This window comes from Tabrizicola soli, assembly GCF_015999335.1.
Lineage (GTDB): Bacteria > Pseudomonadota > Alphaproteobacteria > Rhodobacterales > Rhodobacteraceae > Tabrizicola > Tabrizicola soli.
In genome coordinates this window covers 64,346-81,497 of the sequence record NZ_JAEACP010000011.1, presented here as the reverse complement: position 1 = coordinate 81,497, position 17,152 = coordinate 64,346, and the positions used below count along the sequence as shown (strand labels likewise).

Sequence of the window (17,152 nt, the reverse complement as noted above, 5' to 3'; positions counted from 1 at the left end):
GGCAGCCTCACTTGTTCTTGTTGTAGACGTCGAAGATCACGGCGGCGAGCAGCACCAGCCCCTTGATCACCTGCTGGTAGTCGATGCCGATCCCCAGGATCGACATGCCGTTGTTCATCACCCCCATGATCAGCGCGCCGACGACGACGCCGACGATCTTGCCCGAGCCCCCGGCCATCGAGGCCCCGCCGATGAAGACGGCGGCGATGACGTCCAGCTCGAACCCGGTGCCGGCCTTGGGCGTGGCGGAGTTCAGCCGCGCGGTGACGATCATCCCGGCCAGAGCCGCCAGCGCGCCCATGTTGACGAAGCACCAGAAGACGAGGCGGTTGGTGCGGATGCCGGAGAGCTTCGCCGCCTTCTCGTTGCCGCCGGTGGCATAGATGCGCCGCCCGGCGGTCGTGTTCTCGGTGACGAAGGCGTAGAGCACGGTCAGGATCACCAGGATCACCAGCACGTTCGGCAGGCCGCGGAACTGCGCCAGCTTCCAGCCGACGAAGACCAGCGCGGCCGAGACGACGATGTTGCGCGCCCAGAACAGGCCAGCGGGTTCCGGCGTGATGCCGAACTCCGTGTCGCGGGCCCGGGCGCGCAGGCCGAGCCAGATCAGTACCATGGCGGCGGCGACCACGACCAGCACGGCAGTGCCGTTCAGCCGCTCCAGCCCCAGCGCCGCCTGGTCGAGATCGCCGAACAGGTCGGGGACGAAGCCGTTCGCCATGCCCTGGAAGGTCTTGGGGAAGGGACCGATGTTCTGCCCGCCCAGAAGCCAGAGCGTCAGGCCGCGGAAGACCAGCATCCCCGCCAGCGTCACGATGAAGGACGGGATGCGCCAGAAGGCGACCCAGTAGCCCTGCGCCGCGCCGATCAGCCCGCCGACGGCCAGCGTGGCGGGGATCACCAGCCAGACCGGCAGCCCGGCCTTGACCGTCAGCGCGGCCGCGACCGCCCCGGTGAAGGCCGCGACCGAGCCGACCGACAGGTCGATATGGCCCGAGACGATGACCAGAAGCATCCCCAGCGCCATGATGATGACGTAGGAGTTCTGCAAAAACAGGTTGGTGATGTTCTGCGCCGACAGGAAGTCGATCGGCTGCGGCGGGACCGTCCGGCAGAGGACGACGAACAGCACCACGATGGCGACCAGCGCCAGCAGCATGCCGTTTTCCCGCAGATGCCCGCCGAGACGGGCTCTGACATCCGTTCCGATCCCCGTGCTGACCCCGCTGTCGCTCATCATGCCGCCTTTCCGCTGTCTTTCAGGATCAATGCCATGATCGCCTCCTGGCTGGCCTTCCCGCGTGGCAGCTCGCCTACGATGCGGCCTTCGTTCATCACGTAGATCCGGTCGCACATGCCCAGAAGCTCGGGCATCTCGGAGGAGATCATCACCACGGCCTTACCCATCTCGGCGAGCTGGTTCATGATGTTGTAGATCTCGAACTTCGCGCCCACGTCGATGCCGCGCGTCGGTTCGTCCAGGATCAGTACCTGCGGGTCGGTGAAGAGCCATTTCGACAGGACCACCTTCTGCTGGTTCCCGCCCGACAGGTTGACCGCCTTCTGATGGACGCCGGGGGTGCGGATCGACATCTGCTTGCGGTAGCTCTCGGCCACCCGCGTCTCGCGCCGCTTGTCGAGGATGCCCCGCATGGCCACGCCCGCGAGGTTCGCCAGCGTGATGTTGCGGCTGATCGGTTCCTCCAGCACGAGACCCAGCGCCTTGCGGTCCTCGGTGACATAGGCGAGGCCCGCGTCGATGGCCCGCGCCACGGTCGAGGTGTCGGCGGGCTTGCCGCCGATCAGGACCTCGCCCGAGATGTTGCGGCCGTAGGAGCGGCCGAAAAGGCTCATCGCCAGTTCGGTGCGGCCGGTGCCCATCAGGCCCGCGATGCCGACGATCTCGCCCTTGCGCACGGTGAAGCCGGCCCGCTTGATCACCTGCCGCCCGGCCTGGTCGGGGTGCCAGACGTTCCAGTCCCGCACCTCCATCAGCACCTCGCCGATCTTCGGCTCGCGGTCGGGATAGCGGTGCGCCATGTCGCGGCCGACCATGTCGCGGATGATCCGGTCCTCGGTGATCTCGGCGCGGTTCAGGGTCGAGACGGTGGCGCCGTCGCGGATCACGGTGATCCGGTCGGCCACGCGGGAGATCTCGTTCAGCTTGTGGCTGATGATGATCTGCGTCACGCCCTGCGCCTTCAGCTCCAGCATCAGGTCCAGCAGCTTCTGGCTGTCGTTCTCCTGCAGGGCGGCGGTCGGCTCGTCCAGGATCAGGAGGCGCACGTCCTTGGCCAGGGCCTTGGCGATTTCAATGAGTTGCTGCTTGCCGACGCCCAGCTTTTCCACCTTCGTCGTCGGCGCATCCTTCAGCCCGACCTTGGCCAGAAGCCGTTCGGTGCGCTGGAAGGTCTCGGGCCAGTTGATCACCTGGCCGCGCGCGACCTCGTTGCCGAGGAACAGGTTTTCCGCAATCGACAGAAGCGGCACCAGCGCCAGTTCCTGGTGGATGATGATGATGCCCCTGGCCTCGCTGTCGCGGATGCCTTTCAGGTGCAGGACCTCGCCGTCAAAGCGGATCTCGCCGTCGTAGCTGCCCTGCGGATAGACTCCGGACAGCACCTTCATCAGCGTGGACTTGCCCGCGCCGTTCTCGCCGCAGATCGCGTGGATCTCGCCCTGTTCGACGGACAGGTCCACCCGGTCCAGCGCGCGCACGCCGGGAAAGACCTTGCTGATCTCGCGCATTTCCAGAAGCACCGGCATCGCATCCTCCCTTCGGGATCATGCCCGCCGGACCCCGGAGGGAGCGTCCGGCACCGGCGGGCATGACCCGATCGGCTTACTTCAGCTGATCGGCGGTATAGTAGCCGGACCCGACCAGAACCTTGTCGATGTCGGCCACGCCCAGCGAGATCGGCTCCAGCAGGTAGGAGGGCACGACCTTGACGCCGTTGTCATAGGTGGTGGTGTCGTTGATCTCGGGCTCGCCGCCCTGCAGGATCGCGTCCACCATCTTGACCGTGACCCCGGCCAGTGCGCGGGTGTCCTTGAACACGGTCGAATACTGCTCGCCCGCCAGCATCGACTTGACCGAGGGGATCTCGGCGTCCTGGCCGGTGACGATCGGCATCTTCAGGTCGCCCGAGCCATAGCCCACGCCCTTGAGCGAGGACAGGATGCCGATGGAGAGGCCGTCATAGGGCGACAGCGCCCCGTGCAGCTGCTTGTCGCCGTAGTTGGCCGACAGCAGGTTGTCCATCCGCGCCTGCGCCACCGCGCCGTCCCAGCGCAGCGTGCCGACCACGTCCATGCCCATCTGCCCCGAGGGGATCGCGATCTCGCCCGCGTCGATCATCGGCTGCAGGACCGACATGGCGCCGTTGTAGAAGAAGAAGGCGTTGTTGTCGTCCGGGCTGCCGCCGAAGAGTTCCACATTCCAGGGCTTTGCGTCCGGGAACCGCTCCTTCAGCCCCGCGACCAGGCTTTCGGCCTGCTGCACGCCGACCTTGAAGTTGTCGAAGGTCGCGTAATAGTCCACCGCCCCGCTGTCGCGGATCAGCCGGTCGTAGGCGATGACCTTGATTCCCGCCGCCGCCGCATTCTCCAGCGCGTTCGACAGCGTGGTGCCGTCGATGGCCGCGATGACCAGCACGTTCACGCCCTTGGTGATCATGTTCTCGACCTGGGCCAGCTGGGTCGGGATGTCGTCCTCGGCGTATTGCAGATCGGTGCCGTAGCCCGCCGCGGTGAACTGCTCGACCATGGAATTGCCGTCCGAGATCCAGCGCGACGAGGATTTGGTCGGCATGGCGATGCCCACGGTGCCCTTGTCCTGCGCGAAGGCCGGCAGCGAGGCCAGCGGCAGGGCCGAAGCAAGCGCCAGAAGCGCCCGTCTGGAAAGTTGCATGGTTTCCTCCCTTGTGGCGGGCGCCGTTGTGGCCGCCCGGATCGCCTGTCCGCCCTTGCGGCAGCAGGCCTGCAGGCTGTTTGACAAGTGGGCGGCATATCCGTCAAATCATGTTTCACGATGAAACCATATCAGGATTGATATGATGAGCCTTCTGGCCCGCGGCATGAAGCTCAGTCACCTGCAGATGATGGCGGCCTTTGCCGAGACCGGGCAGATCGGCCGTGCGGCGGAGCGGCTTGGGATCGCGCAGCCCGCCGCTTCGCGCCTGCTGTCCGAGGTCGAGGCGATCCTGGGCCTGCCGGTGCGCGCAAGGGCCGGGCGCGGCGTGGTGCTGACCGAGGCCGGGCGCACCCTGGCCGAACGCGCCGTCCGGGTGCTGCAGGAGCTGGCCGAGGCCGGCCGCGAGGTGGCCGAGATCGCGGCGGGCGGCGTCGGGCGGGCGCGGATCGGCGCGGTCACCGCCCCGGCGCTGGACATGGTGCTGCCGGCACTGCGCAGCGCGCGGCTGTCGCATCCACGGATCGAGGCCGAGGTGGTGGTCGCGGCCTCGGACATCCTTTGCGGCCAGCTGGCGGCGGGGCGGCTGGATTTCGTGATCGGCCGGGTTCCCGAGGGCATCGACCCCGGCCAGTTCGACGGCACCGAGATCGCGCCGGAGCCGGTGGCGCTGGTCGTGCGCAAGGGGCACCACCTGGCGGACCATCCGCCGGAGGATCCGCGCGACCTGATGGACTGGGACTGGGTGCTGCCGGGTGAGGAAAGCCCGCTGACCCGCGCCGTCCTGGCCCGGCTGGCCGCGCTGGGCCTGCCCCGGCCCAGCCAGCGCCTCTCGACCCCGTCCTTCCTGCTGACGCTGGCGCTGCTGCAACAGTCGAACGTGGTGGCCCCGCTGTCGCAGGCCGTGGCCGACCATTTCGCGCAAGGCCCGGACGCGCCGCTGGTGCAGGTCCGCCATGACCTCGGGATCACGGTCAGCCCCTACAGCCTGTTGACCCGCAAGGGGGCACGGCTGACGGCGGCGGCCGAGACGGTGCTGGGGATCGTCGCGCTGGGCTTTCCCGAGGCGGCTCAGCGCGGCTCTTTCGGGCGGCGCAGCTCCACGACGTCGCGCACGAAGGTGTAGTCGTGATAGCCCAGCCGCGCGGCGGGCTGGTAGCGCGTCACGTCGAACCGGCCGTCCACCAGGCAGTCGTCGCGCAGGTGGATGCCCACCACCTCGCCGATGACCATATGGTCGTCGCCCGGCAGGTCGAGGATCCGGATCACCCGGCATTCCAGCGTGGCGGGGGCGCCGTCCACCCTGGGGCAGTCGATCTGAAGACATTCCGCCTTGGGCACGCCGGCCGCCAAGAATTCGTCGATCCCGCGCGGGAAACGGGCCGAGGTCGCGTTCATCACCTCCAGCGCCGCCGCCTCGACGATGTTCACGGCAAAGACCCCGCTTTCCCGCACATTGGCCACCGTGTCGCGCGGGTCGCCCGAGAACATGACCTTCGGCGGGGTGTAGCCCACCGCGTTGAAGAAGGAATAGGGGGCGAGGTTGTCGCCCTGCGACGCACGGGTGGAAATCCAGGCGATCGGCCGGGGCGAGACGATGGCCGAGAACGGGCTGTGCGGCAGGCCGTGGCCATCGGCGGGGCGGTAGAACATGGGCGGGCCTTTCACGATTTGATCCTGACTTGTGACCATGTTACGGCGCGCATCAAGCAGATTCGGGGGTCGCCACGCGTGTACCGGCTTGAGGAAGAGACCGAGGACGACTGGTGGGAGGTCGAGGCGCTTTACGACCTCTGCTTCGCGCCGGGCCGCACTGCGCTTTCGTCCTATCGGCTGCGCGACGGGGTGCCCACGGTCGCGCCGCTCTGCCTGACGCTGCGCGACGACGACAACGCGCTGGTTGCGGTGATCCGCTACTGGCCGGCGCTGATCGGCGAGCATGACGTGCTGCTCCTCGGCCCCGTCGCCGTCCACCCCACCCACCAGGGCGAGGGGCTGGGGGCGCTGCTGATCACCGAAAGCCTGGCCGAGGCCCGCCGTCTGGGCTGGGAGCGGGTGATGCTGGTCGGCGACGCGCCCTATTACGCCCGCTTCGGCTTTCGCAAGCTGGAGGGCGTCGAGATGCCGCCGCCGACGAACCCCGACCGGGTCCTTGGCCTTGCGCTGAAGGACGGCGCCTGGGAGGGGGTGACCGGCCAAGTGGCAAAAGCGACCTGAAGCCTTGCAGGCGGGGCAGGGACCCCCATATCCCCCTGATGGACCAGACCCTTCCCGCCGCCGTGGCCGCCGATCCCGCCCCCGAGATCGCCGAGCTTGCCCGTCGCTACCAGCGCGCGAACGGGCCGGTGATGCGGCTTGTGAACAGGCTTGGGGGCCGGCTGGAGCGCCAGCTCGACCTCGTGCCCGCCCGGTTTCGGGGCCAGATCGAACGCGCCACGGCCCAGGCGCTGGAAGCGGCTTACGGGATCGCCGCGCGTGCGCCCGAGCTGGGGGAACGCGGGCCGATGGTCGCGGTCGTCGCTTCGGGCGCGGCGGGGGGCGCGGGCGGCATCGCCACGGCGCTGGCCGAGTTGCCGGTGACGGTCACACTCCTTCTGAACGCGATCCGGGCCGAGGCGCGGGCGGCGGGACTGGACCCCGACGAGCCGGGTGTGCGCGAGGAATGCCTGCGGGTCTTCGGCGCCGGAACACCGCTGGCCAGCGACGATGGGGTCAACACCAGCTTCCTGACGGCGCGGCTTTCGGTGACCGGCCAGGCGGTGCAGGGCCTGATCGCCGCCGTCGCGCCCCGGCTTGCCGCCGCGCTGGGCCCGAAGCTGGTTGCACAGGCGGTCCCGGTCCTCGGCGCGGTCTCGGGCGCGGCGCTGAACGTGGCCTTCCTGAACTATTACCGCGAGATCGCCCGCATCCGCTTTGCCCTCCTGCGGCTTGCCGCGCAGCATGGGGCGGAGCCGGTCCTGCAGGCCTTCGCGACCGCGGTCGAGCCGCCGCGCCTTGTCCGCGCCTGACGCCGCGGGACCGCTCAGGCGGCGCGCAGGGGTTCGGGATTGGCCAGCTTGCGCAGCACGTTCAGGTTTTCCAGCCCCTTCAGCACGATCTGCGGCGCAAGGCCGAAGTCGACCAGACAGGCGACCTCGTCCACGTCCAGCTGCGCCAGCTTGTCCACGGTGGCAAGGCATTTGTCGTATGAGCCAAGCAGGCTGCCCATGTAGAAATACTTCTCGAACGAGGCCTCCAGCGCGGCTTCGGCCAGCTCGGGGGTGAGCTGGCTCACCTCGATCCGGCCGGGGTCCCTGAGGAAGGGGACCGAGGCCAGGTGCCGGGAGGCAAGGTCGAAGGAGGCGCCGAGATAGGTCATCATCGGCGCGCGGGCGAGGTCGTGCACCTCGTCGTCGTCGTCCCCGACCAGGGTGTGCAGCATCAGCGTCACGGTTCCGCGTCCCTCGTGCCCGGCCGCGTCCCAGGCCTCGCGGTACTGGACGATCTTGGCGGCCAGATCCTCGACCGTCTGGCCGAGGAGGTGGGTCAGCACATGCGCGCCGATGGTCCCGGCCTCGCGGAAAGTTTCGGGATTGGCGGCGGCGGTGATCCAGATCGGCAGGTCTGGCTGCACCGGGCGCGGCATGATGCGGAGGTCGACCTCCTCGCCCAAGGGGTTGCGGACCTTGTGCGGCTCGCCCCGCCAGAGCCGGCGCAGGATCTCGGTCTTGTCGCGGAACACCTGCTTGCGGTTGCCGAAGTCTTCCTGGTGGCCGGAGATGACGAAATCGTTCGGCACCCAGCCGCTGGCGATGCCGAGGCCGACGCGCCCGCCCGAGACATTGTCGACGATGGACCATTCCTCGGCGACGCGAATCGGATCGTGCAGCGGCAGGACGACGCTGCCGGCGCAGATCTGGATCCGGCGGGTGACGCCAGCCAGCGCGGCGGCGAGGACCGAAGGGTTGGGCGAGAGGCCGCCGAAACTGTGGAAGTGACGCTCGGGGATCCAGAGCCGGGCCATCCCGTTCGCGTCCGCCCAGCGGGCGGCGTCGAAGATCAGGTCGTATTTCCCCGATTGCCCGGCTTCCGAGGTGTCGTTGGCAAAGAAGAACAGGCCGAATTCCATGACCGTACCTGACTTGGAGAACGGGATACCGCGAAAGACTAGGCGGGTTCCGGGTGGCTGGGTTTGACCTGAATCAAACCCTGCTGTCGCGCCTTGCGGACAGACTGTTTCGCGTCAGGGCGCTGGACCGGATCGGCGAAGCTCCGCCCAAGCCTGCGCCGGCGGGTCTATACCTTCGGTTTATGCAGCGATTTTAAACCTTTGGCGACTGGCCCCCGCCATATCGATTCCGCAGTCTTGCCGGACCCCGAGGCTGGCGCGTTTCGCCCGGATGGGGCCCGCAGCAGCAGTATATAAGGATCGTAAGGATGAGTGATCACGGACAGACCACCTCGCGCCGCCGGGCGCTGGCCCGTCTTGGCGCTTTGGCCATCGCGGCCTATGCCGCCCCGGCGCTGACCACGCTGAGCGTCGCGCAGGCGGGCTCCGGCTCCAGCGGCCCCAGCCCCAAGAGCGGCCCGAGCCCCAAGAGCAGCCCGAGCGTGAAGTCGGCGGCGACCGCGCCGACGGGTCCGACCTCGCCCAGCACCTGCTCGGGCCCGACCGACGAGGGCTGCGGCGGCGAAGTGACGCCCTGATGTGATTTCCCCGGCGCGGGCGACCGCGCCGGGGATCTGGCCGGATGCAGGACATCTTCTTCGACGGGCTGGCCGCGCCGCTGCGGCTGGAGGAGGCCGGGCAGGTGCTGGACCTGGTGCCCGAGGTGGCCCCCGGCTGGCCGCATGTCGTCCGCGCGGCCGATCCCGAGGTGCCGCCGTTCTTCACCATCCGCGCGCAGCCGGGAACGGCCCTCTTCCATACCGAGAACCACCTCGAGCCCGCGCCCTCCCGGCCGATGGATGCGCTGAACGCCGCCTGCGACGCGATGGCGGGGCTGGCGCTGGCGCTGCCGGCCGAGGATGCGGGCGTGATCTGCCTTCATGCCGCCGGAGTGGCGATGGCCGGGCGGCTGGTGGTGTTTCCCAATGTGCGGCGGGCGGGGAAAAGCACGCTTTCCGCCGCGCTGGCGCATCGGGGACACCCGGTCTTCAGCGACGATGTGCTGCCGCTGTCCTTTCCCGGCGGCGGCCCGGTGCTGGCCCGGTCCATGGGCATCGCGCCGCGCCTGCGCCTGCCGCTGCCCGAGCGCGCCAGCCCGGATTTCCGCGACTGGGTGGCGGCCAATCCGGGGCCGAAGAACCGGCAGTACAAATACCTGCGCCTGCCTGGCCAGCCCGCGCGGGGCGAGACGCTGCCGGTCGGCGCCTTCGTGATCCTCGACCGGCAGGAGGAGCCGGAGACGGCGCGGCTCGAGCCGGTGCCGGCGGATGCGGCGATGGACGCGCTGTTGCACCAGAACTTCACCCGCGACCGCCACTCCGGCGATATCCTTGCCGAGATGGCCGGGGCGCTGGGCTGCCTGCCGCTGTTCCGGCTGCGCTATTCGGGGCTGGAGGATGCGGTGGCCTGCCTGGCCGATGCCTTCGCCCGCTGGCCGAGGGAGGTGCCGGGGGCAGGGGGGCCGCCGCGCATCTTCCGGATGGCCCGCTTCGACGCCGCGCCCACCGTGCCCGGCCCGCGTCTGGTCCAGCGGCCCGGAACCGTCGCGCGCGAGATCGGGACGACGCTGTACCTGGCCGATGCCGAGGGGCGGGCGATCCACCGGATGGACCCGCTTGGCGCCGCGATCTGGGAACTGCTGGCGCAGCCCGCCAGCCCGGAGGAGATCGCGGCCCTGCTGGCCGAGGCCTTTCCCGACACCGACCCCGCCACGCTCGGGGCCGACCTTGGGCGGCTGCTGGACGGCCTTGCCGGGCAGGGCCTCCTGGCCTGATCAGACCGGCCCCTGCGTGGCGAGCCAGTCCATCAGCGCCGGCCGCACGGTTTCGGCCCCCTCGATCCGGGCGCGTTCGATCACCGCCCGCGCGCCTTCCAGGTTCACCCGGCGCAATAGCGCCTTGACCGGCCCGACCGAGGCCGGGCGCATCGAGAGCGTGCGGAAGCCGATCGCAACCAGGGCCAGCGCCTCGACCGGGCGGCCGGCATCCTCGCCGCAGAAGGAAAGATGCGTGCCGGTCTCGGCGCAGCGGGCGACGATCTGCTCGAGGAAGGAGAGGAACGACAGGTTCAGCGTGTCGTAGCGGCGGCGCACCAGCTCGTTCTCGCGGTCGGCGGCGAAGAAGAACTGCTTCAGGTCGTTGCCGCCGACGCTGATGAAATCGGTCAGCTCGAAGAAGGCGCGCGGCGCATAGACCAGCGAGGGGGTTTCCAGCATCGCGCCGATCTCGATCCGGTCCGGGACCGGGTGGCCCAGCGACTTCTCGCGATGGATCTCGCGCATCACATGGGCGCGGGCGGTCTGGAACTCGGCCAGCTCGGTCACCAGCGGGAACATCACCGTCAAGGGCCGCCCCGCCGCCGCCCGGATCAGCGCCTGGACCTGCATCCGCAGCACGCCCGGCTTGTCGAGGCCCACCCGCAGCGCGCGCCAGCCCATTGCGGGATTGGGCTCTTCGGGCGCCTTGATGTAGGGCAGGACCTTGTCCGAGCCGATGTCGAGCGTGCGGAAGGCCACCCGCTTGCCATGGGCCGCATCCATCACCCGGGCGTAGAGCCGGGCCAGCTCGGCCCGCTGCGGCATCTTCGAGCGGATCAGGAACTGCAGCTCGGTGCGGAAGAGGCCCACTCCCTCGGCGCCCGAGCTTTCCAGGCTGGGCAGGTCCGCCATCAGCCCCGCGTTCATGTGCAGCGAGATCGTCGTGCCGCAGAGCGTGGTTGTGGGCAGGCTGCGCAGGCTGGCATAGCGCTTCTGCGCCTCGGCCTGCATCGCGATCTTGTCGCGGAAGGCGCGGGCGATGGTTTCCTCGGGGCGCAGGTGCACGATGCCCTGGTCGCCGTCGACGAGGATATGGTCGCCGTTCAGCGCCTCGGCCACCACGCGGCCGGCGTTGATCACCAAGGGGATCGCCAGCGCGCGCGCCACCACGGCGGCATGGCTGCCGACGCTGCCCTCGTCCAGCACCACGCCCTTCAGCTTGCGGCCATAGTCCAGCAGCTCGGCCGGGCCGATGTTGCGCGCGACGAGGACCGGATTGTCCGGCATCTCGGCCCCGGTGTCCTGGCCCTGGCCGGTCAGGATCCGCAGAAGGCGGTTCGACAGGTCGTCCAGGTCCTGCAGCCGTTCGCGCAGATACTGGTCCGGCACCTGTTCCATCCGGGCGCGGGCGGCGGATTGTTCCTTCTCGACCGCGGCCTCGGCCGAGAGGCCGCGCATGATGTCCTCCTCCATCCGCCTGAGCCAGCCGCGCGAATGGGCGAACATGCGATAGGCGTCGAGGACCTGCTTCTGCTCCTTGTCCAGCTGCTCGGCGGCCAGGAGGTCGTCGATCGAGACCCGCAGCTCCCCGACCGCATGGCGGATGCGCTCGATCTCGGTCAGGGGGTCGTCGGCCACGGGGTTGGTGATCACGACGCGCGGCTCGTGCAGCCAGACCCGGCCCTCGGCCGCGCCCTCCTGGCCCGAGGAGCCGCGGAACACCTCGGGCTGCTTGTGCGGCGCCCGCATCGCCCCGTCGTCGCCGACGAAGGCGCCGAGCTCGTTCATCTCGGCCAGCACCATGGCCACGACGTCCAGCGCATAGATGTCGTCTTCCGAGAACTGGCGCGCGATCTTCGACTGCACCACCAGCACGCCCAGCTTTTCGCCGACGCGCTGGATCGGCACGCCGAGAAAGCTGGAATAGATCTCCTCGCCGGTCTCGGGCATGTAGCGGAAGCCCTTCTCGCCGGGCGCATCGGCGGTGTTCACCGGCTGCCCGGTCCGCGCCACCCGGCCGACCAGCCCCTCGCCAAGCTTCATCCGGGTCTTGTGCACCGATTCCTTGCGCAGCCCCTGGGTCGCGCAAAGCTCCAGCGTCTCGGGGTCGCGGAAGAGATAGATCGAGCAGACCTCGGTCTTCATGCTGTCGGCGATCAGATGGGTGATCCGGTCCAGCCGGTCCTGGCCCTTGCCCGGCACGGACAGCATGTCGCGCAGGCGGCGCAGAAGCTTGCGGCTGTCGCTTTCGCTGCGTTCCGGCATCGGATGTCCCTGCGATTGTTTTTGCCCTTAGATCACAGGATCGGCCGCGTGGAAACGGGGCTGTTGCGCGGCATTGTGGCCCGCGACATCACGGCGCAACAGGCCGGAAGCGAAGGTGCGCTGTAGCGCACCCTACGCGGGTTGCGGGGTCAGGCCTTGTCCAGCTCGAAGGTGTCGTGCAGCGCCTGGACGGCAAGTTCCATGTACTTGCGGTCGATCAGCACAGAGATCTTGATCTCGGAGGTGGTGATGACCTTGATGTTCACGTTCTCGGCCGCAAGCGCCGCGAACATCCGCGCCGCGACGCCGACCTGGCTGCGCATCCCGATCCCGACGACCGAGACCTTGGCCACCTCGGTATCGGTCACCAACTCGCTGTAGGCGAACTTGCCCGCCGCCGAGGCCGCCTCGATCGCCTTCTTGGCGCGCTCGACCTGGTTCGTCGGCAGGCTGAAGGTCATGTCGGTATGGGCGCGCTTGTCCGAGGGGTCGTCCTGTTCGCTGATGTTCTGGACGATCATGTCCACGTTGACGCCCGCATCGGCGAGCGAGCCGAAGATCGCGGCGGCGACGCCGGGCCGGTCCTCGACCTTCAGCAGGGTCATCTTCGCCTCGTCGCGGCTGTAGGCGACGCCGGAAACTACTTTCGATTCCATGATTTCATCCTCGTCGCAGACCAGGGTTCCAGAGTTCTCGTCGACCTCCTCGAACGAGGAGACGACCCGCAGGCGGACCTTGAAGCGCATCGCCAGTTCGACCGACCGCGTCTGCAGCACCTTCGCGCCGAGACTTGCCAGCTCCAGCATCTCCTCGAAGGCGATCCGGTCCAGCTTGCGCGCCTTGGGGCTGATGCGCGGGTCGGTGGTATAGACCCCGTCCACATCGGTATAGATGTCGCAGCGCTCGGCGCCGAAGGCGGCGGCGAAGGCGACGGCGGTGGTGTCGGAGCCGCCCCGGCCCAGGGTGGTGATCCGGCCCTCGGGGCTGATGCCCTGGAACCCGGCCACGACGGCGACCTTGAAGCCCTCGGCGAACTTGGCATCCAGGTTCTCGCGCGGGATCGAGACGAAGCGCGCGGCCCCGTGGGCCGAGGTGGTGTTGATCGGCACCTGCCAGCCCTGCCAGCTGCGCGCGGGCACGCCCATCTCCTGCAGGCGCAGCGCCATCAGCCCGGCGGTGACGTTCTCGCCCGAGGCCACGACGGCATCGTATTCGCGCGCGTCGTAAAGCTTCGATGTGCCCTCGACCCAGCCCACCAGCTCGTTCGTCTTGCCCGACATGGCGCTGACGATGACGATCACGTCATAGCCGCGCGCGACTTCGGCCTGCACCTTCTTCGCGGCGTTCTCGATCCGCGCAAGGTCCGCGACCGAGGTTCCGCCGAATTTCATCACCAGAAGCGGCATGGTCCCCTCCAGGGCCCGTCAAGTCCGGGGCCCGTCAAATCCCCGCGCGTCTTATGCAAGGCCCATGAACTGTGCAAGCCCCGGCGCCGGGCAAAATGCGCGCGCGGCGCCTTGTCCTGCCCTGATGGCTTCCTCTTGGAGGAAATACTCCCGCCGGAGGCATCCGCCGCCGCCGCGGGCGCTGCCGGCCCGGCAACCGTCACCCCGGCGGCAGCTCCCAGCCCGGCGGGGCCAGGTCGAAACCCTCGAAGCGGAACCCGGGCGAGACGGTGCAGGAGACCAGCGTCCACTCCCCGGTCGAGCGCGCCGCCTGCCACCAGCCGGCCGGCACCACAAGCTGCGGCATCTGGCCGTCCAGCACCTTCGGGCCGAGCACGAGGTCGCGCGCCGCCGCAAGGCCCGTCGACAGCACCAGCGGCGCGCCCGCGTGCCAGAGCCAGATCTCGTCGGCATCGACCCGGTGCCAGTGGCTGCGCTCGCCCGCGCGAAGCAGGAACAGGATCGCCGTCCCGCTGGCCCGGCCGCCGATCTCGGGCCCGGCCCAGGTCTGCCGGAACCAGCCGCCCTCGGGATGCGGCACCAGTTCCAGCCGGCGGATGATCTCCTCGGCGCTCATGCCTGCCGCCATTCCCCGGGCGCCAGGCCCTCGAGCGTCCAATCGCCCACCCGCCAGCGGATCAGCCGCAGGCAGGGCAGCCCCACGGCGGCGCACATCCGGCGCACCTGGCGGTTGCGCCCCTCGCGCAAGGTAAGCTCGATCCAGCCGTCCGGCACCGTCTTGCGCATCCGGATCGGCGGGGTCCGGGGCCAGAGCCACGGCGGTTCCTCCACCGCCCGCGCCCCGGCGGGCAGGGTGGGGCCGTCGTTCAGCTCCACCCCCTTGCGCAGCCGCTCGAGAGCGGCCTCGCCCACCACGCCCTCGACCTGCGCCAGATAGGTCTTTTCCAGCTTGTGCCTGGGGTCGGCGATCCGGGCCTGCAGCTTGCCGTCGTCGGTCAGCACCACCAGCCCCTCGCTGTCGCGGTCCAGCCGCCCGGCGGGATAAACCCCCTTCACCGGGACGAAATCCGCCAGCACCGCCCGCCCGCCCTCGCGCGAGAACTGGCAGAGCACGTCATAGGGCTTGTTGAGAAGGATCAGCATGGCCGGACCATGCCGAAGCGCGGAGCCGTTGCCAAGCCCGCCGCCGCGTGTCAGCCTCCGCGCATGGCCGAGACCCTGATCATCGGCGCCGGGATCACCGGCGCGGCGCTTGCCTTCCAGCTGTCCCGACGCGGCGAGACGGTCAGCATCGTCTCCACCCATGCCGAGGGCGGCCTGGCCTCGACGGCGAGCTTCGGCTGGCTCAATGCCTCCTACCACCTCAGCCGGGCGCATTACCGCCTGCGCCACGAGGCGCTGGAGGCGCATCGCCGGCTGATGCGGCTCGTCCCCGGACTGCCGACCGAATGGCCCGGCTGTCTCTGGTACGAGGCGACGGGCGCGGCGCAGGAGGAGACGGCAAGCGACCTGCAGGCGCTCGGCTACAGGGTCGAGCGGCTGGACCGGGCCGCGATCGGCGCGCGGATGCCGGCGCTGGGTCCGGTGCCGGAATGCGCGCTCCATTTCCCCGAGGAGGGCGCCGCCGATCCGGCCGAGCTGGCCCGGGCGCTGATCGCGGCTTCGGGGGCCAGGGTGATCCGCGCCACGGTGCGGGCGCTGGACCATGCGGGCGGCCGGGTCAGCGGCGTCGTCACCGACCGGGGCCCGATCGAGGCAGGGCGGGTGGTGCTGGCCACCGGCACCGGCACGCCCCCGCTCCTGCAGCCGCTGGGCCTCGTCCTGCCGATGCTGCAGCGCCCCGGCCTGATGATCGCGACCAATCCTTTGCCGCCGGTCTGCCCGCTGATCCTCGCCACTCCCGACCAGGAGGTCCGCCAGGACGCCGCCGGCCGCCTGCATGCCCCGGCCGCGCTGGCCCGCCAGTCGGATCATGCCGAACGGCTGGGGGCCTTCCCGGTGGTGGTGCAGGCGACGCTGATGCGGCTCAGGACGCTGTTTCCCGGCCACGAGATCCATTTCGCCCGCCAGGCCATGGCGCTGCGCCCGGTGCCGGGGGACGGGCTGCCGGTGCTGGGGCAGGGGCCGCTGGAGGGCCTCTGGCTTGCGGTGATGCATTCCGCCGCGACACTGGCGCCGGTCGCGGCCGAGCTTCTGGCGCAGGAGATCACGGGCGGGCCGGAAAGCGCCGGACTGGCCGACTTCCGCCCGTCCCGGTTCGGGTGACGACCGGCGCCACCCGCGCGACGCCGATTTCCGCAGGAAATCGGGCCGGAATTCCTCGAATTCCGGTGCCCGGCCTCAGCCCCTGAGGATGGACCGCCCGGCATATTCCGCCGTGGCGCCCAGAAGCTCCTCGATGCGGATCAGCTGGTTGTATTTCGCCAGCCGGTCCGACCGCGACAGCGAGCCGGTCTTGATCTGGCCGCAGTTCGTCGCCACCGCGAGATCGGCGATGGTCGCATCCTCGGTCTCGCCCGAGCGGTGGCTCATCACATTGGTATAGCGCGCGCGATGCGCCATATCGACGGCCTGCAACGTCTCGGTCAGGGTGCCGATCTGGTTGACCTTCACCAGCATCGAATTGGCGCAGCCCGCCTTGATCCCTTCGGCCAGACGGCAGGGATTGGTGACGAAAAGGTCGTCGCCGACAAGCTGGATCTTGCCGCCAAGACGGTCGGTCAGCAGCTTCCAGCCCTCCCAGTCGTCTTCCGAGCAGCCGTCCTCGATCGAGATGATCGGGTAATCCGCCGCCAGCCCGGCGAGGAAGTCGACATTCTCCTCGATCGACAGCGATTTCCCCTCGCCCTTCATCTCGTAGCGACCGCCCTTGAAATATTCGGTCGCCGCGCAGTCGAGCGCCAGGTGGATGTCCTCGCCCGGCCTGTAGCCGGCCTTCTCGATGGACTTCAGAATGAAATCAAGCGCGTCGCGGGCGGAGTTCAGGTTGGGCGCGAAGCCGCCCTCGTCGCCGATCCCGGTGTTGTGGCCCGCTGCCTGCAGTTCCTTCTTCAGCGTGTGGAACACTTCCGCGCCCATCCGCACCGCCTCGCGGATGTCGGAGGCGCCCACCGGCATGATCATGAATTCCTGGATGTCGATCGGGTTGTCGGCATGTTCGCCGCCGTTGATGATGTTCATCATCGGCACCGGCAGCACCCGCGCCGAGGTCCCGCCGACATAGCGATAGAGGGGTTGCGCCGTGAACTCCGCCGCCGCCTTCGCCACCGCCAGCGAAACCCCCAGGATCGCGTTCGCGCCGAGACGCGACTTGTTCGGCGTGCCGTCCATCTCGATCATGGTGCGGTCGATGCCGACCTGCTCGGTCGCGTCGAACCCCACCAGCTCCTCGGCGATCTCGCCGTTCACCGCCGCCACGGCCTCCAGGACACCCTTGCCCTTGTAGCGCCCCGCATCGCCGTCGCGCTTCTCGTTCGCCTCATGCGCGCCGGTCGAGGCCCCCGACGGCACCGCGGCCCGGCCCATGCTGCCGTCCTCCAGCGTGACGTCAACCTCGACCGTGGGATTGCCCCGGCTGTCCAGGATTTCCCGGGCGTGGATGTCGATGATCGTGCTCATGGGTGGGTCCCCTTCGGCCGGATGGATGCTCTCCCGGCCCCTTTAGCCTG

At 69.3% G+C, this 17,152-nt stretch carries 16 protein-coding genes; 6 read left to right on the top strand and 10 right to left on the bottom strand.

The window, feature by feature from the left end; all coding sequences use genetic code 11:
• Positions 1 to 7: 7 nt before the first annotated feature.
• The 3 genes from mmsB to chvE all read right to left on the bottom strand — a co-directional run bounded on the left by mmsB (position 8) and on the right by chvE (position 3,910).
• The gene (gene mmsB, locus I7S92_RS11695; protein ID WP_242070191.1) at positions 8 to 1,237 is read right to left on the bottom strand and encodes a multiple monosaccharide ABC transporter permease; all 1,230 of its coding nucleotides are present in this window, start codon (positions 1,235 to 1,237) and stop codon (positions 8 to 10) included.
• A complete protein-coding gene (gene mmsA / locus I7S92_RS11690) occupies positions 1,237 to 2,766 on the bottom strand; it encodes a multiple monosaccharide ABC transporter ATP-binding protein (RefSeq protein ID WP_197644292.1) in 1,530 nt (509 codons plus the stop codon). Before mmsA ends, mmsB begins: the two co-directional genes overlap by 1 nt.
• Before the next feature lie 76 nt (positions 2,767 to 2,842).
• Entirely contained in the window at positions 2,843 to 3,910 is a 1,068-nt protein-coding gene (gene chvE, locus I7S92_RS11685) for a multiple monosaccharide ABC transporter substrate-binding protein (RefSeq protein WP_197644288.1), read from the bottom strand.
• Positions 3,911 to 4,055: 145 nt separating this feature from the next.
• On the opposite strand from chvE, the gene I7S92_RS11680 reads away from it, so the two are divergent.
• Entirely contained in the window at positions 4,056 to 5,036 is a 981-nt protein-coding gene (locus I7S92_RS11680; protein ID WP_197644285.1) for a LysR family transcriptional regulator, read from the top strand.
• Here I7S92_RS11680 and I7S92_RS11675 read toward each other — a convergent pair.
• Entirely contained in the window at positions 4,982 to 5,563 is a 582-nt protein-coding gene (locus I7S92_RS11675) for a flavin reductase family protein (protein WP_197644553.1), read from the bottom strand. The two genes, I7S92_RS11680 and I7S92_RS11675, sit on opposite strands and share 55 nt — an antisense overlap.
• 78 nt (positions 5,564 to 5,641) lie before the next feature.
• On the opposite strand from I7S92_RS11675, the gene I7S92_RS11670 reads away from it, so the two are divergent.
• Together I7S92_RS11670 and I7S92_RS11665 are read left to right on the top strand one after the other, a co-directional pair.
• The gene (locus I7S92_RS11670; RefSeq protein WP_197644282.1) at positions 5,642 to 6,127 is read left to right on the top strand and encodes a GNAT family N-acetyltransferase; all 486 of its coding nucleotides are present in this window, start codon (positions 5,642 to 5,644) and stop codon (positions 6,125 to 6,127) included.
• Positions 6,128 to 6,165: 38 nt separating this feature from the next.
• Positions 6,166 to 6,918, top strand: coding sequence for an EcsC family protein (locus tag I7S92_RS11665; RefSeq protein ID WP_197644278.1), 753 nt, complete (start codon positions 6,166 to 6,168; stop codon positions 6,916 to 6,918).
• A 14-nt stretch (positions 6,919 to 6,932) separates the two neighbouring features.
• Here I7S92_RS11665 and I7S92_RS11660 read toward each other — a convergent pair whose 3' ends face one another.
• Complete coding sequence (locus tag I7S92_RS11660) at positions 6,933 to 8,018, bottom strand: MupA/Atu3671 family FMN-dependent luciferase-like monooxygenase (protein ID WP_197644275.1); 1,086 nt, start codon at positions 8,016 to 8,018, stop codon at positions 6,933 to 6,935.
• Between the two features lie 308 nt (positions 8,019 to 8,326).
• Here I7S92_RS11660 and I7S92_RS11655 point away from each other — a divergent pair, with 308 nt between their 5' ends.
• Together I7S92_RS11655 and I7S92_RS11650 are read left to right on the top strand one after the other, a co-directional pair.
• Positions 8,327 to 8,596, top strand: a complete 270-nt coding sequence (locus I7S92_RS11655) for a hypothetical protein (protein WP_197644272.1) — start codon at positions 8,327 to 8,329, stop codon at positions 8,594 to 8,596.
• Positions 8,597 to 8,640: 44 nt separating this feature from the next.
• The gene (locus tag I7S92_RS11650) at positions 8,641 to 9,831 is read left to right on the top strand and encodes a PqqD family peptide modification chaperone (RefSeq protein WP_197644269.1); all 1,191 of its coding nucleotides are present in this window, start codon (positions 8,641 to 8,643) and stop codon (positions 9,829 to 9,831) included.
• Here I7S92_RS11650 and ptsP read toward each other — a convergent pair whose 3' ends face one another.
• The 4 genes from ptsP to I7S92_RS11630 form a co-directional block, all read right to left on the bottom strand.
• Positions 9,832 to 12,078 carry a phosphoenolpyruvate--protein phosphotransferase gene (ptsP, locus tag I7S92_RS11645; RefSeq protein ID WP_197644267.1) on the bottom strand — a complete coding sequence of 749 codons (2,247 nt, stop codon included), beginning with the start codon at positions 12,076 to 12,078 and terminating at the stop codon, positions 9,832 to 9,834. It abuts the gene before it with no gap.
• Positions 12,079 to 12,227: 149 nt separating this feature from the next.
• Positions 12,228 to 13,484, bottom strand: coding sequence for an aspartate kinase (locus I7S92_RS11640; RefSeq protein ID WP_197644265.1), 1,257 nt, complete (start codon positions 13,482 to 13,484; stop codon positions 12,228 to 12,230).
• A gap of 199 nt (positions 13,485 to 13,683) precedes the next feature.
• Positions 13,684 to 14,100, bottom strand: a complete 417-nt coding sequence (locus I7S92_RS11635; protein WP_197644263.1) for a cupin domain-containing protein — start codon at positions 14,098 to 14,100, stop codon at positions 13,684 to 13,686.
• Complete coding sequence (locus I7S92_RS11630; protein ID WP_197644261.1) at positions 14,097 to 14,627, bottom strand: pseudouridine synthase; 531 nt, start codon at positions 14,625 to 14,627, stop codon at positions 14,097 to 14,099. Before I7S92_RS11630 ends, I7S92_RS11635 begins: the two co-directional genes overlap by 4 nt.
• Positions 14,628 to 14,690: 63 nt before the next feature.
• Here I7S92_RS11630 and I7S92_RS11625 point away from each other — a divergent pair, with 63 nt between their 5' ends.
• Entirely contained in the window at positions 14,691 to 15,749 is a 1,059-nt protein-coding gene (locus I7S92_RS11625) for an NAD(P)/FAD-dependent oxidoreductase (protein WP_197644259.1), read from the top strand.
• Positions 15,750 to 15,824: 75 nt separating this feature from the next.
• Here I7S92_RS11625 and eno read toward each other — a convergent pair whose 3' ends face one another.
• A complete protein-coding gene (eno, locus tag I7S92_RS11620) occupies positions 15,825 to 17,102 on the bottom strand; it encodes a phosphopyruvate hydratase (protein WP_197644257.1) in 1,278 nt (425 codons plus the stop codon).
• Positions 17,103 to 17,152 lie beyond the last annotated feature (50 nt).

Coding starts and splice junctions, on each gene's coding strand:
- mmsB (WP_242070191.1), bottom strand. CDS start 1,237: ATGAGCGACAGCGGGGTCAGCACGGGGATCGGAACGGATGTCAGAGCC.
- mmsA (WP_197644292.1), bottom strand. CDS start 2,766: ATGCCGGTGCTTCTGGAAATGCGCGAGATCAGCAAGGTCTTTCCCGGC.
- chvE (WP_197644288.1), bottom strand. CDS start 3,910: ATGCAACTTTCCAGACGGGCGCTTCTGGCGCTTGCTTCGGCCCTGCCG.
- I7S92_RS11680 (WP_197644285.1), top strand. CDS start 4,056: ATGAGCCTTCTGGCCCGCGGCATGAAGCTCAGTCACCTGCAGATGATG.
- I7S92_RS11675 (WP_197644553.1), bottom strand. CDS start 5,563: ATGTTCTACCGCCCCGCCGATGGCCACGGCCTGCCGCACAGCCCGTTC.
- I7S92_RS11665 (WP_197644278.1), top strand. CDS start 6,166: ATGGACCAGACCCTTCCCGCCGCCGTGGCCGCCGATCCCGCCCCCGAG.
- I7S92_RS11660 (WP_197644275.1), bottom strand. CDS start 8,018: ATGGAATTCGGCCTGTTCTTCTTTGCCAACGACACCTCGGAAGCCGGG.
- I7S92_RS11655 (WP_197644272.1), top strand. CDS start 8,327: ATGAGTGATCACGGACAGACCACCTCGCGCCGCCGGGCGCTGGCCCGT.
- I7S92_RS11650 (WP_197644269.1), top strand. CDS start 8,641: ATGCAGGACATCTTCTTCGACGGGCTGGCCGCGCCGCTGCGGCTGGAG.
- ptsP (WP_197644267.1), bottom strand. CDS start 12,078: ATGCCGGAACGCAGCGAAAGCGACAGCCGCAAGCTTCTGCGCCGCCTG.
- I7S92_RS11640 (WP_197644265.1), bottom strand. CDS start 13,484: ATGCCGCTTCTGGTGATGAAATTCGGCGGAACCTCGGTCGCGGACCTT.
- I7S92_RS11635 (WP_197644263.1), bottom strand. CDS start 14,100: ATGAGCGCCGAGGAGATCATCCGCCGGCTGGAACTGGTGCCGCATCCC.
- I7S92_RS11630 (WP_197644261.1), bottom strand. CDS start 14,627: ATGCTGATCCTTCTCAACAAGCCCTATGACGTGCTCTGCCAGTTCTCG.
- I7S92_RS11625 (WP_197644259.1), top strand. CDS start 14,691: ATGGCCGAGACCCTGATCATCGGCGCCGGGATCACCGGCGCGGCGCTT.
- eno (WP_197644257.1), bottom strand. CDS start 17,102: ATGAGCACGATCATCGACATCCACGCCCGGGAAATCCTGGACAGCCGG.